Here is a 13,255-nt window from a genome sequence, read left to right as displayed (position 1 = left end):
CCCGCTGTGGTCCCGGGGTCAGTGCAGGCGCCATATCCGGTGCAGCTCCTGGACGTCGGTGCTCCACTGTCCCGGCAAGTCGGCCTCCGACGGTACGGGGCGATCCAGATAGTCCAGGATCTGCGCGTAGAAGGAGTGCATGCGGGAGTCGTCATCGGTGACCAGGGCGGACAGCGGGGGCTCGTCGTCCGCCGTGTCACGGTCCGCCTGGACGAGGACTTCCACTTGGTCCTCGGGGTGGAGGTCACGCAGACTCCCTCCCACCTCGGTGCTCAGCGTCGCCCAGGGGACGACGGCTCCGGCTCGGGCGTACGACTCAAGGACAGAGCGCACGCTGTCTCCGAGACGCTCGAGGGCGTCCAGGGTGAGGCGTCCTGAGCGTCTGGCCAACTCGTCCCGCCAGCGGCCTAGTTCGGCGATCTCGTCGGCCGTGAGGTAGCGGTCGAGCCGGTCCGCTTCCGCTTCGGCGTCGTCGACCAGGCGACGCAGCGCGGCCAGGGGCAACGTCTCGCCCTCATCCCTGAGTCTCCGCAGCAGGTGGCCCAGTTGATGGCCCGAGACGGTGCGTTCTCCGGTCCACCTCGACAACACGTCGTACTCGGCTGCCGCTTCACTCCGGACTGCCGCTACGACGGTGGGGTTGTCCCGGAGCATGGCGAGATATCCGGCCGTCTGCCGAACGGCGCCCCAGTTGCCCGCCTCTCTCGCGTCGCGGCTTTGGTCCAGCAGCGCGTCCAAGGCCGCCCTGGCCTCTTTCTCGGGCCCGGACAACTTCACCGTTGATTCCTTCTGGGGTGCCGGTGGCTGCTTGCGGGGCTCGGGAGCCGACGGAGCTTTGGGACCGGGCGGGGAGTCAGGGCTGGGCGAGGGGGTCGGTGACGGCGCAGCCTGGTCCGCGACGGCCCTTGAGGTCGTAGGAGGCGGAACGACGGCCGGAACCATAGCCGTCGAGCAGCCGGGAGGACGCAGGCCTGGCCACAACTCCTGGGCATTGTCTTCCAGTCGGGCGATGCTCTGGGCCGTGATGACGCACGTGGCGGCCTGCTCGCCGCTTTGGCCGGGAGCGGGTAGCAGGAGCGTTGTGGGGCCGAGCAGCACCCACAGTTGGTCGTGGTCCGGGACGGCCGTCCCTGTGGGCAGCGATATGCGGGCGGGAGCCACCGCCGATCCGGTGGACTGGACGACCGCGTCGTAGAGGCACCGGCCATCATGGGCCTGGTCCACAGGCACAGCTCCGGTGAACGCCACGGTCCCGGGCGCTAGTTGGAACGTCACGGGTTGAGTGAGCGCCGGGGGCGTAGCGGACGCAGGGGCTGCAGCGGGCGATGGTGGGGTCGGTGCGGGACGCTGCCCGCGTACCTGGATGCCGTCGTCCGTCTCCTCCAGGGACGGGGTGACGATCTTGAAGTCGGAAAGGCGGCAGCGGTCCAGGGTGGTCCACTCGATGGTGTGCCCGGGGACCTGCGTTCCGATCTGCACCTCGCGGGTGCTTCCGGCCGTACGGCACTGCACCCGGAGCGCGTAGCCCTCAGCGTCGACTTCGTTGTGGGCGAGCATGCTGTCGGGACCGTACACCCAGTCGGCCTTGCCGCCGGTCCGCCGATTCAGCTTTTTCCGGTCGACGAGCCAGGACTTCCACTCCATGCGGTCCAACTGGACGCGGACAGTACGGCGGCCCCGGTCGAAGGAGATGGTGATGCAGCCGCCGGAGCCGGCGTCGAACAGGTCGTAGGAGACGGTGACGTCACGCTGTCCTTGCTGCTGAAGCCACTGCTTGAAAGCCTGCCCGATGTAGAGGTGGTCCGCGCTGGACTCGTTGTTCGCGGTACGGCGGCAGCTGACGGGAGGGTGGTGTGCGAAGTGGCACTTCTTGCTGGTGTAGCGCTTGGCCGACAGTCTCTTGCCGCAGCCGCCGAGAAGTGAGCCGCAGTAGAACTCCCGGTCCGGGTACCGGGCGACGAAATCGGGGAACTCGCCGTGGTCGAACGGCAGGAAGACGGGTTCGTCCGATCCGGGATGACCGACCACGGCGGTCTGGACCTTACGGGTGTCGTCTTCCTCGAACGGCTGCATCGGGTGGGTCACTTTCGGGCAAGGGCAAGGGCAAGGGCGGGGTGGCCGGGGTGGTGTCGCTCAGTGGCTCCTGGTGGGGGGATGCCGCGCAGCGCTACTCGATGTCGACGCCGTGTGCGCGGGCGAGTCCGTCCAGACCGTCCGCCCAGCCCTGACCGACCGCGCGCAACTTCCACACCGGCTGTCCACCGGCGGTGTGCCGGTACAGCTCGGCGACGACCATGGCGCGAATGCCGGGGTCGGCGGGTGGCTGGAAGGTCCAGGCCGCTCCGGAGACGCAGCCCACGCGGAGAGCGGCGTGGGTGAGGGCGCCGCAGGTGAGACCGGCGGCGACGTCCATGTTGACGGCGATGGCGACACGCTGGATGTGCTGGGGCAGCCCGGCGAGGTGAAGGGCCGCGCGTTCGACGGCGTACGGGCCTTCGGCCTGCTTGCCCAGCAGGCGGGCGGCGCCCCCGGCGGCCGAGGGCTGGTTGTAGAAGACGAAGTCCTCATCGCAGGTGACCCGGCCGCCCGCGTCGGTCAGGAAGAGCGTGAGGTCGGCGTCGGCGCCGGCAAAGCTGAAGGCGATGTGCATCCCCTGCCGGGCTTCCTCCGGGAGCACCAGGTTCTGACCCGGTGCGAGCACGGTCGCAGGGGCGTGGCTCGGCGGGGCGGGCGCCTGGTTCGGTGGGGCGGGCGTGGGGCCCGGCGTGGTGGGCGTGTGGCCCGGTGTCATGGACGGCGGCGGCGACGGGGTCGACTGGTGCTTCCAGTCGGCGAAGGGGCGGATGCGGTAGTGATCCGGTGGGGGAGCGGAGTGTGCGCCGGGCACGTTGGCGCGGAGGTCCCCGTCCAGGTCCGCCAGGGTGGCATCGCCGAAGTCCGGGTCATCCTGGGCGTGGTCGAGGAGACTCTGCAGCCCGGGCAGCCGGCTGGTGTCCAAGGGCTTGATAGTGCTGGACAGGTTCCCGGAAGCGGTGGTGGTGACCGCGCAGGCGACGTCCTGACCGATGTCGAGGAACCGCAGGGCGTCGTTCGCCTCCCGCCAGGGCCCGGCTTCGACGGCCTGGCGCGTCCACCGGCCGTAGACCACGAAGCCGAGCCGCTGGGTGTCGGGCAGGCGGGTGAGCACGGCCAGGTCGACGGCGGTGATCCCGGGCGCGGTGGCGAACGCCTCCTTCAGCGTGGCGACGACGTTCGACCCCATGGAGGTGAGCCACCACAGGGTGCGGTCCCTCTTGGTGAGTTTCTTGAGGGTGGGGCGACCACTGGGGGTGAGGCCGGGCGTCTGGTCGGGCAGCGTGTCGATGTCCTGCTGCCGCATCACGACCGAGAGGACCGAGCCGTCGACTCCCACCGCACAGCCTGCGGCAGGATTGTCGGAGAAGGCGTAGTTGACCACCTCGCACACGGTTTCCTCGTCGTTGCCGAGCAGGGACCGCCACCACTGCTCGGCCTCGGCGGCGAGCCGCTCGTGGACGCCGTGCAGGCGGGCCTCTTCGGCGGCGAGGTAGACCGGGGCGTCCGCTTCGGCCCGCTGCTTGGCGGCAGCCCGCTCGGCGCGGGCGAAGATCCCCAGCCCCGCGAGATGGTGGGCCTGGGCCTCCGCCAGGGCCCAGGCCAGGCCCAGCTGCGGGGGCCCCGGCACCACCGGCGGCGCGATCGGCGTGAAGGACTGCAGGTGCACGCTGGTCGTCTGCTGCCGCAGCTCCTGCAGTTGGGCGATCGCGGCATCGCGCTGTGCCTCCTGCTGAGCCCGCTCGGCCTGGCGGCGGGCACGGTCCAGCTGCGCCGGTGAGGGGGCGACGGTCCGCCGCCGGTTCGTGCGGTTCGTGCCGGTGCGGCGTCCCCCGCCCAGCGAGCTCGAAGCGTAGAGAGGGCCCACTCCGGAGGAGATCCGCGTGCCACCGCTGCCCACACTGATACGCGCGGCCCGGGGCCCGACGGATGCGCGCACGCCCCGGGTCGAGACCCGCACGCTCATTCCTGGCACACCTACACGGAAGCCGAAAGCCATGGTTTCCTCTATCTGAAGAAGACGGCCACACCGCCGTGGTGCGAGCAGGCGCCCTGGTGGTGGGCGGCGTAGCTGTACGTGCCGTCGTTGCACAGGGCGGTGGCCCCGGCCGGGTGGGACGTTCCGCCCCCGGAGCTGGAGGAGCCGCCCGACGACGAACTACTGCCACCACTTCCGGAGGTACCGGAACTCGACTGGTGTGTCGTCGCTGCCGCCGGCTTGACCGTTTTGGTCACGGTCACCGTGGGATGCGGCGTGGCCGTTCTGGTAACCGTGACCGTGGGAGCCGGCGCGGCCGTCTGGGTCGCGGTCGCCGTGACGGTGACTCTGGGGCGCGGCGTGGCACTTGAACTGGCCTCGCTGGAACCCCCGCTCGCGATCGTGGCACCGATGACGAACAGCGTGAATCCGCCGGCCCACACGCGCTTGCGCTTGTGCAACGGGCGGATGTCAGGCATGCGGACGGGCTCCGGCGGGCGGACGGCCCATGGCGGCCCAGGCTGGTTCTGACTCACGTGGCGACCCCCCACTGCGGAAGATCCGGACGCCTTCGGTCCGGTCAGTTGAGTACTTTACAAATTCTCCCTGCAGCGCACACATATCCGTTACATAATCGCGATGACTCGCTTGCTGCCCGAGCCGTGGCGCGTGCTCCGGGGCGAAGTTCGCGCGACTCCGGCCACGGCCGTGCGACCATGGTCTGCACATGTGCGGCCGAGCTGGACAACTGATGCTGAATGGCTTCGAATTGACGGCCTTCAGCCGAGGGAGGGCTCGTGGGACAGCGAGAGGATCTGCTGACCGCGATCCGGAGCAGAGTGGATCGCGTGGTCTCCACGGGAGACAGGTCGGCGGTCCTGGACCCGGCCGCGCTCGCTGAGGCGTGGTCCCTGGCGCAGCTGTGCGACGCGGGCGACGACAGCGATCTGGAAGCCCGGTACGCCCTGGGCTGGCTGCACCACTACCGCGCCCAGTTCGCTCCTCCCGACGTCGCCAAGGGTGACCGGCAACTTGCGGTTCACTGGCTCACGGAGTGCTTCGTCGCCGGTCAGGATCCCCTGCCCGAACCGCTCCTCGTGTCTCTTGCCGAGCGGGCGATCCCCGCCGCCCTGAAGATCCTGGGGCTGGCACAGATCACCATGGATCCGGCGCACCAGACGCGAGCCCTGGGCTTGTGCGAGCGCATCGTACGCAGCCTTCCCGAAGACCATCCCGCTCGCCCCGCCCTGCTCTCCAACCTGGGTACGGCCCTGCTCATGCGGTTCGCCCACACGCTGGACCCCGCGGATCTGGACGAGGCCGTGCAGGCGACCCGCGCCGCTGTCCGGGCCGTTCCCGACGACGACCCCGAACGGCCGCTCTACTTGTCCAACATGGGCCTCGTCCTGAGGGCACGGTTCGAGCGCACCGGGGCGACAACGGACCTGGACGAGGCCGTGGAGACGCTCCGCGCCGCCGTCCGGGCCACTCCCGAGGGCCATCCCGGCCGCGTGAACCGCCTGTATCAGCTCGGCCTCGCCCTGGGCGTGCGGTTCGAGCGTACGGTGACGTTCGGGGATCTGGACGAGGAAGTGGACGTGATGCGGACCGTCGTCCGGACCGTCCCCGCCGCCCACCCCGACCGGGCCAAGTACCAGTCCGTCCTCGGCGGTGTCCTGCGGACGCGCTTCGAGCGCCTCGGGGCCCCGGAGGATCTCGACGAGGCGGTACGGCTGTCCCGGGCCGCCGTCCTGGCCGCCCCCAGCGACCGTCACGACCGTGCCCAGGGGATGTCCACCCTCAGCACCGTCCTGTTGACGCGGTTCGGGCACACGGGGGAATCGGGCGACCTGGACGAAGCGGTGGAGATGGCCCGGGCCGCGGTTCCCATCGCCCCCGACAACTACCCTGCGGTCGACCGGGCCATGCTCGTGTTCGGACTCGGCACCGCCCTGTTGCTCCGGTTCGAGCACACCGAGGCGCCGGCGGATCTGGACGAGGCCGTGGAGTCGATCCGCCACGCCATCCGCATCACCCCCGCCGACTATCCCCTCCGCGCCACGTACCAAGCCATTCTCGGCGACGCCTTACGGAAGCGGTCCGAGCGGGACGGCGCGGCAGACGAAGACAGGGAGGAGCAACTGTCCCTGTGGAGGCGGACAGTCGAAGAACGAACCGCTCCTCCCCGCCTGCGCATCATGACGGCACGGGAAGCGGCTCGCCGGGCCGCCGCTTCGGACCCGGCCCTGGCCGCCGCCCTCCTGGAGCGGGCGGTGCTCATGCTCCCCGAACTGGCCCCACGCCGGCTGCAGCGCGGTGACCAGCAGTACGTTCTCGGCAGCCTTGCCGCAGGCCTCGCCGCCGAAGCGGCCTCCCTGGCCCTGGCCGACCCCACCGTGAACGCACGGGAACGGCCAGCGCGCGCACTGCGCCTCGCCGAGGCCGGCCGTGCCGTGCTTCTGTCCCAAGCACTGGAGACCCGAAGCGATCTGACCGATCTGCGGGACCAGCACCCCGGTCTCGCCGAGCGCTTCTGCGAGCTGCGTGACCTGCTGGACCGGGACCAGGCCACCACGGCCGCCCCGGGCACGGCCGGCCGCACCGAGGCAATGGGCCGGGAGCGTCACCACGTCGCGCGCGAGCTGGAGGCGGTACTCGGGCGCATCCGGGACTGCGAGGGGTTCGCCACCTTCGGTCTGCCGCCCACACTCGACGAACTCCGGGCCGAAGCCGTGCACGGTCCGGTGGTGACGTTCAACATCAGCCGCTACCGCAGCGACGCTCTCATCCTCACCCGCGAGGGCGTCACCTCCTGCCCGCTGCCCCAGCTCACCGAGAAAGCCGTCATCGACCAGGTCAACACGTTCTACCAAGCGCTGGAGGACACGACAGCGCCCGACGACAGACGGATCTCCGCCCAGCAGACACTGCATCAGGTCCTGCAATGGCTGTGGGAGGCCGCCGCCGAGCCGGTCCTCTCCGCCCTGGGCGACGCGCTCCACCCGGTCGACCGTGACAAGGACGCGAAGGACGGGGAGGATGAGGAGCCCCTGCCACGTCTGTGGTGGGCTCCTGGCGGCATCCTCGGGCTGCTGCCTCTGCACGCCGCGGGCTTCCACACCACCCACGCACAAGGCCCGCACCACCGCACTGTCCTGGACCGCGTGATCTCCTCCTACACACCGACCATCCGCGCCCTGCGCTACGCCAGACGGCCCCGCCCCCAAACCGCCGACGGCCTGCGGTCCCTCATCGTCGCCATGCCGACCACCCCCGGTCTCGGCCGACTACGGCACGTCCCCGAGGAAGCCGCTCGACTCCAGTCCCTCCTGCCCAGCCCTCTCCTGCTGGCCGAACCCGAATCCGTCCCGGACGACACACCCCACGGCGCGCCCTCCGGCCACACCCCCACCCTGGCCACCGTCCTCGACCACCTACCGAAGTCCGCCATCGCCCACTTCGCCTGCCACGGCGCCGGCGACCGCACCGACCCCTCCCGCAGCCGGCTGTTCCTGCACGACCACGCCACGACACCGCTCACCGTCTCCGCCCTGGCCCAGGTCAACCTCGGCGACGCGCGGCTGGCCTTCCTCTCCGCCTGCAGTACCGCGGACCCCGGCAGAGCCGACCTGCTCGACGAATCCATCCACCTCACCAGCGCCTTCCAACTCGCCGGTTTCCCCCACGTCGTCGGCACACTGTGGCCGATCGACGACCAACTGGCCGTCACGGTCGCCGAGTCCTTCTACACACACCTGACGACCGGTACGCCACAGACACTCGACCCCGACCGGTCAGCGGCCGCCCTGCACCACGCCACCCGGACGCTCCGCGACCGCTACCCGAGAACCCCCTCCCTCTGGGCCGCCTACCTCCACACCGGCGCCTGATCGTGCTGTCCGTGAGCGCGCGACGCCTTCGCGGGCCGGACAGCGTCCCGCACCGACCACGACGGACCCCACGACGGCCCCACACCCAGAGCGCCGATCAAGTCCCCGTCTTGTCGTGCTGTCGGCGCACCATCTCGTTGATCCAGATGGGCGCGAACGGAGACGTGCAGCCCGGGGGAGTCGGGTAGTCCTTGAGTACCTCCAGGCGCTCACCGATGTCGATGGCACGGGCGCGGAGCTCGGCGTGCTCGATCCCGATCTGAGCCAGGCAGTGGTTCATCGCCCACTGCAAGCGGTCCGGGGCGTCTTTCATCTCCGCCGGCCCCGGGGCGCGAGGCTCCCCGGTAGCCCTGTTGCAAGGCCACCAAAACGGTAATGGGGGGCGGGCGGGTGACCGAGCGGAATGGTCTTGCGCAGGAGATGTCCGGGTGGTCCGCCGAAGAGGCTCACCCGCCCCAGAGCGTGACGTACACCGGCGGCCGGAACCGGGAGGGCGGGACCCCGGCGCCGGGCGCGCGCATGACGCGGGTCGCCGCGGGCGTGTGGAGGAAGTGCAGGAACGCGTCGGTGGCCGGGGAGCGATGTTCGGGCTGGAGGACGGTCGCGTGCCACGTGGCGTCCGACGGTGTGGCGGGGGTCTCCAGTATGCGCAGTTCGTCACGCCGGATGCGGGGCGACACCAGATGGGCCGGCGCCGGTGCCACCCCCGCGCCCTCGGCTGCGGCCGCCCAGGTCGCGGCCTGGTTGGGGAACACCCACACGTGTCCTTCGGGCACTCCGAGCCGACGCAGCAGCCGCCCGGAGTCCGCGTCCGCATCGGTCCCGGAGGAATCGACCAGCCACGACCACTGCGACGGCGGACCGGGCGGCCGCGGCGACCTGGCGCCGATCACCACGACCAGTTGGGTGCGGAAGAGCGGCTCGCTGACCAGTTCGCTCCTGCGGGCGGCGCCGAGACACGGCCCGAGCGCGACGTCGGCCAGCCGGTTCTCCACCAACACGCGTATCTCGTTGCCGGCGGCCACCCCGAACGTGGTCTCGGTCCTTCGCCCCGAGCGACAGGCGAAGGCTTCCATGAGCGACGGGAGCACGAACTCGGCCAGCGTGCTCGTGGCGACGACCCGTAGTTCGTCGGGCGCACCCCGTGCCGCCCGCACCGCGGCCTCGGCGTCCGCGCTCAGCGCGACCATCCGCGACGCGACCGGCAGCAGCCGCGCCCCGGCGGGCGTCAGGCGCATGCCGCCACCGCCGGTGCGCCGGATGAGCGGATCGCCGTAGTGGGTCCGGAGCGCGGCGAGCGCCTGCGACACCGCGGACTCGCTCACGTCCAGAGCCCGCGCCGCGGCGCTCACCGAACCGAGCCGGGCGACCAGCACGAAAGTGCTGAGCTGCGTGACGGTCACCGTCCGATTTTCTCGTGTTCGGGACGATAAGTGAATGCTTATCCACCCATTGCCTGGCCGGTACGGAGGGGCGCAGCATCGCAGCGGCAACGGGCACAGCGAGCCAGGAGGGCCCGATGCAGGTACCGGCCGCATTCCAGTACGAGAGGGCCACCAGCCTCGAGCAGGCCATCGAGCTGCTCACGCGGTACGGCCCCGAGGCCCGGGTGGTGGCGGGCGGACACAGCCTGCTCCCGATGATGAAGCTGCGGCTGGCCCAGCCCGAAGCCCTGATCGACATCAACGGCCTCGGCGAGCTGGCGCTGATCCGGGTGGACGGGCACGACCTGGCCGTCGGCGCGATGGTCCGCCACGCGGAGCTGCTCGCCTCGCCGGTCGTCGGCGAGCACTTCCCCATCCTGCGGGACGCGGAACGGGTCATCGCCGATCCGCTCGTACGCAACCGCGGCACCGTGGGCGGCTCGCTGTGCCAGGCCGATCCCTCGGAGGACCTGTCCGCGGCGTTCTCGGCACTGCGGGCGACCCTCGTCGCCCAGGGCCCCGGCGGCAGGCGCACCATCGCGATCAGGGAGTTCTTCCTCGGCCCGTACGAGACCGCGCTGAACGAAGCGGAGCTCCTGGTGGAGATCCGCGTGCCCATCCGTTCGCACGCCAGCGCCTACCGCAAGGTCGAGCGCCGGGTCGGCGACTGGGCCGTCGTCGCCGCGGGAGCGGTGCTGGAGATCTCCGACGGGGTCATCGCCGAGGCTGGGATCGGGCTGACCGCGGTGGGTGCCCCACGGTTCGTGGCCGAGCAGGCCGAGGACTTCCTGCGCGGCGGGCGGCCGGACGACGAGGGCTTCGCCGAGGCGGGCCGGATCGCCGCGCAGGAGTGCAGGCCGACGGCCGACCAGCGCGGCCCGGTCGACTACAAGCGGCATCTGGCCGGGGAGCTCACCACGCGGGCGCTGCGGGCCGCGGCCGCTCGCGCCCGGGGGCAGGAGGCGTGACATGCGGATCACCGTGACCGTGAACGGCGAGCAGCACTCGAGGGACGTGGAGCCGAGGCTGCTGCTCGTGCACTTCCTGCGCGACGAACTCGGACTCACCGGCACCCACTGGGGCTGCGACACCTCCAACTGCGGGGTGTGCACCGTCTGGCTGGACGGGACGCCGGTCAAGTCCTGCACCGTGCTCGCGGTGATGGCCGACGGCCATGAGGTGCGGACGGTCGAGGGCCTGGCGCACGGGACGGAACTCGACCCGGTGCAGAAGGGATTCATCGCCTGCCACGGGCTGCAGTGCGGTTTCTGCACGCCGGGGATGATGATGACCGCCCGCTGGCTGCTGGACCACAACGCGGATCCGTCCGAGGAGGAGATCCGCGAGGCGATCTCCGGACAGGTCTGCCGCTGCACCGGTTACGAGAACATCGTGCGCTCCATCCGCTGGGCCGCCGAGCACGGCGGTGGGCGGGAGACCGCCGGCACGGGCACCGAGCCGGCACCCGGTCGCGAAGAGCCGGCGCCGGGCCGCGAGGAGGTGCAGGCATGACGACCACCGAGGAACGGCCGGTCGGTTTCGGACGGATGCCCCGCAAGGAGGACGCACGGTTCGTGCGCGGCCACGGAACCTACGTCGACGACGTCCGGCTGCCCGGGATGCTGCACGGCGCCGTCCTGCGCAGCCCGCTGGCCCACGCCCGGATCCTGTCCGTCGACACCAGCGCCGCCGAGGCGCACCCGAAGGTCAAGGCCGTGATCACCGGGCAGACCCTGGCCGGTCTCGGGCTGGCCTGGATGCCCACGCTCTCGTACGACACGCAGGCGGTGCTCGCCACCGACAAGGTGCGCTTCCAGGGCCAGGAGGTCGCCTTCGTCGTCGCCGAGGACCGCTACGCCGCCCGGGACGCTCTTGAGCTGATCGACGTGGAGTACGAGCCGCTGCCGCCGGTCGTCGATGCCCGCCGGGCGCTCGACCCGGACGCTCCGGTGATCCGCGACGACAAGGAACACCAGAACGACAACCACATCTTCGACTGGTCGGCGGGCGACAAGGAGCGCACGGACGAGGTCTTCGCGGCCGCCGACGTCGTGGTGGAGCAGGACATGCTCTACCCGAGGGTGCACCCGGCGCCGCTGGAGACCTGTGGCACGGTGGCGGACATGGACGCCATCACCGGGAAGCTGACGGTGTGGTCCACCACCCAGGCCCCGCACGCCCATCGCACGATCTACGCGATGGTGGCCGGCATCCCGGAGCACAAGATCCGGATCATCTCCCCGGACATCGGGGGCGGCTTCGGCAACAAGGTCGGCATCTACCCCGGTTACGTGTGCGCGGTCGTCGGCTCGATCGTCACCGGCAAGCCGGTCAAGTGGGTGGAGGACCGCTCGGAGAACCTGATGAGCACGTCCTTCGCCCGCGACTACCACATGCACGGCGAGATCGCGGCGACGAAGGACGGGAAGATCCTGGGCCTACGCGTCCACGTGATCGCCGATCACGGCGCGTTCAACGCCACCGCACAGCCCACGCAGTTCCCGGCCGGCTTCTTCGGCGTCTTCACCGGCTCGTACGATCTGGCCGCCGCACACTGCGCCGTGACCGGCGTCTACACCAACAAGGCCCCCGGCGGCGTCGCCTACGCCTGTTCGTTCCGCGTCACCGAGGCCGTGTACCTGGTCGAGCGGATGGTCGACGTGCTCGCGGACAGGCTCGGCACGGACCCGGCCGAACTGCGGATGCGCAACCTGCTGCGCCCCGGGCAGTTCCCGTACCGGACGCAGACGGGGTGGGAGTACGACTCCGGCGACTACCCGCGCGCCCTGCAGCTGGCCATGGACATCGCGCACTACGAGGACCTGCGCCGGGAGCAGGCCGAGAAACGCGAACGCGGGGAGCTGATGGGCATCGGGGTCAGCTTCTTCACCGAGGCCGTCGGCGCGGGTCCCCGCAAGCACATGGACATCCTGGGACTGGGCATGGCCGACGGTGCCGAGCTGCGCGTCCACCCGACCGGCAAGGCCGTTCTGCGGATCTCCGTACAGACCCAGGGGCAGGGCCACGAGACGACGTTCGCGCAGATCGTCGCCGAGGAACTGGGCATCCCGCCCGAGGACGTCGAGGTGGTGCACGGCGACACGGACCAGACACCGTTCGGGCTCGGCACCTACGGCTCCCGCTCGACGCCCGTGTCCGGCGCGGCGGCCGCGATGGTCGCCCGCAAGGTGCGCGAACGCGCGAAGATCGTCGCCTCCGCGATGCTCGAAGTGAGCCCGGACGACCTGGAATGGGAGAAGGGCCGCTGGTACGTCACGGGCGACCCCGACCAGGGACGCACCATGGCCGAGATCGCGCTCGCCGCACACTCCAACCTGGAGCTGCCCGAGGGCGTCGAGGGCCACCTGGACGCGACCTGCGTCTACAACCCGCCGAACCTCACCTTCCCCTTCGGCGCCTACATCTGCGTCGCCGACGTGGACGCCGACACCGGCCAGGTGAAGATCCGTCGGTTCGTCGCCGTGGACGACTGCGGCAACCGGATCAACCCCACGATCGTCGAGGGGCAGGTGCACGGCGGACTGGCCGACGGCCTCGGCATGGCGCTCATGCAGGTGATCGCCTTCGACGAGGACGGCAACTGCCTCGGCGGGTCGTTCATGGACTACCTCCTGCCCACCTCGGTCGAGTGCCCCTCATGGGAGCTCGGCGAGACCGTCACCCCCTCCCCGCACCACCCCATCGGCGCCAAGGGGATCGGCGAGTCCGCCACGGTGGGGTCGCCCGCCGCGGTCGTCAACGCCGTGGTGGACGCGCTGAAGCCGCTCGGCGTACGCCATGTCGACATGCCACTGACGCCCGCCGCGGTGTGGCGGGCCGCCCAGGGCCGGCCGCTGCGCACCGACATGGCGATCACCTGAGGCCCCCAC

General features: G+C 70.9%; 8 protein-coding genes and 1 pseudogene. 4 read left to right on the top strand and 5 right to left on the bottom strand.

All coding sequences use genetic code 11. The annotated features are described in order from the left end of the window. Window positions 1-18 precede the first annotated feature (18 nt). From ABZ865_RS39880 to ABZ865_RS39870, 3 genes are all read right to left on the bottom strand, one after another. Complete coding sequence (locus ABZ865_RS39880; RefSeq protein WP_361241711.1) at window positions 19-2,073, bottom strand: competence protein CoiA family protein; 2,055 nt, start codon at window positions 2,071-2,073, stop codon at window positions 19-21. 94 nt (window positions 2,074-2,167) lie between these two features. Then, the gene (locus ABZ865_RS39875; RefSeq protein ID WP_361241708.1) at window positions 2,168-3,940 is read right to left on the bottom strand and encodes a TerD family protein; all 1,773 of its coding nucleotides are present in this window, start codon (window positions 3,938-3,940) and stop codon (window positions 2,168-2,170) included. A 140-nt stretch (window positions 3,941-4,080) separates the two neighbouring features. After that, window positions 4,081-4,530, bottom strand: a complete 450-nt coding sequence (locus ABZ865_RS39870) for a DUF3761 domain-containing protein (RefSeq protein WP_361241705.1) — start codon at window positions 4,528-4,530, stop codon at window positions 4,081-4,083. 318 nt (window positions 4,531-4,848) lie between these two features. Here ABZ865_RS39870 and ABZ865_RS39865 point away from each other — a divergent pair, with 318 nt between their 5' ends. Then, entirely contained in the window at window positions 4,849-7,941 is a 3,093-nt protein-coding gene (locus tag ABZ865_RS39865; protein WP_361241702.1) for a CHAT domain-containing protein, read from the top strand. A 97-nt stretch (window positions 7,942-8,038) separates the two neighbouring features. Here the strand turns inward: ABZ865_RS39865 and ABZ865_RS39860 are convergent. Both ABZ865_RS39860 and ABZ865_RS39855 read right to left on the bottom strand, forming a co-directional pair. Beyond that, window positions 8,039-8,260, bottom strand: a pseudogene (locus tag ABZ865_RS39860) (DNA alkylation repair protein); the annotation flags it as partial. Window positions 8,261-8,387: 127 nt separating this feature from the next. Next, window positions 8,388-9,344 carry a LysR family transcriptional regulator gene (locus tag ABZ865_RS39855; RefSeq protein WP_361241699.1) on the bottom strand — a complete coding sequence of 319 codons (957 nt, stop codon included), beginning with the start codon at window positions 9,342-9,344 and terminating at the stop codon, window positions 8,388-8,390. Window positions 9,345-9,460: 116 nt separating this feature from the next. On the opposite strand from ABZ865_RS39855, the gene ABZ865_RS39850 reads away from it, so the two are divergent. From ABZ865_RS39850 to ABZ865_RS39840, 3 genes are read left to right on the top strand one after another with little or no spacing between them, the layout of a single operon-like run. Then, window positions 9,461-10,333: a xanthine dehydrogenase family protein subunit M gene (locus ABZ865_RS39850; protein ID WP_361241696.1), complete on the top strand. Its 873-nt coding sequence runs from the start codon at window positions 9,461-9,463 to the stop codon at window positions 10,331-10,333. A gap of 1 nt (window position 10,334) precedes the next feature. Continuing rightward, window positions 10,335-10,877, top strand: coding sequence for a (2Fe-2S)-binding protein (locus tag ABZ865_RS39845; protein WP_361241693.1), 543 nt, complete (start codon window positions 10,335-10,337; stop codon window positions 10,875-10,877). Beyond that, entirely contained in the window at window positions 10,874-13,246 is a 2,373-nt protein-coding gene (locus ABZ865_RS39840; protein ID WP_361241690.1) for an aerobic carbon-monoxide dehydrogenase large subunit, read from the top strand. Before ABZ865_RS39845 ends, ABZ865_RS39840 begins: the two co-directional genes overlap by 4 nt. Window positions 13,247-13,255 lie beyond the last annotated feature (9 nt).

This window comes from Streptomyces sp. NPDC047085 (genome assembly GCF_040643735.1).
Taxonomy (GTDB): domain Bacteria; phylum Actinomycetota; class Actinomycetes; order Streptomycetales; family Streptomycetaceae; genus Streptomyces.
The sequence above is the reverse complement of the archived record's forward strand: the minus strand, read 5'-3'. Positions and strand labels throughout refer to the sequence as shown.